Annotated in this window: 1 pseudogene; it reads left to right on the top strand. The window is 61.8% G+C overall.

From position 1 onward, the window contains the following. Positions 1-311: pseudogene (locus A5652_RS23660) on the top strand (phospholipase); the annotation flags it as partial. Positions 312-516: the final 205 nt, after the last annotated feature.

Genomic DNA, 516 nt, shown 5'->3' with positions numbered 1-516 from the left:
TCATGCTGATCGGCTGGGACTTCGATTCCCGGGTGACGTTCGAGCGGGGCGCGAAGACACTTCCGGGGCCAAACCAGCTGGGCGCGTTCCTCTACTGGATGCTGTGGAAACGGTCGGGTCTGGATATCCACCTGCTGAAGTCCAATCTGCGACTGCTGCCGGCCTTCGACGGCATCTGGTTTGGCCTCACCCCGGTATCGCTGCTGAACCAGATCAGCAGTAGGCGAATGCATCTCGCCATCGACGGCGCCCACCCGATCGGCTCGGTGCATCACCAGAAGATAGTGGTCGTCGACGATGCGGTGGCGTTCAGCAGCGATACCGGGGTGAGGCCAAACCAGATGCCGTCGAAGGCCGGCAGCAGTCGCAGATTGGACTTCAGCAGGTGGATATCCAGACCCGACCGTTTCCACAGCATCCAGTAGAGGAACGCGCCCAGCTGGTTTGGCCCCGGAAGTGTCTTCGCGCCCCGCTCGAACGTCACCCGGGAATCGAAGTCCCAGCCGATCAGCATGA

The sequence above is a fragment of the Mycobacterium sp. 1165178.9 genome (assembly GCF_001673555.1).
Lineage (GTDB): Bacteria > Actinomycetota > Actinomycetes > Mycobacteriales > Mycobacteriaceae > Mycobacterium.
The sequence above is the reverse complement of the archived record's forward strand: the minus strand, read 5'-3'. Positions and strand labels throughout refer to the sequence as shown.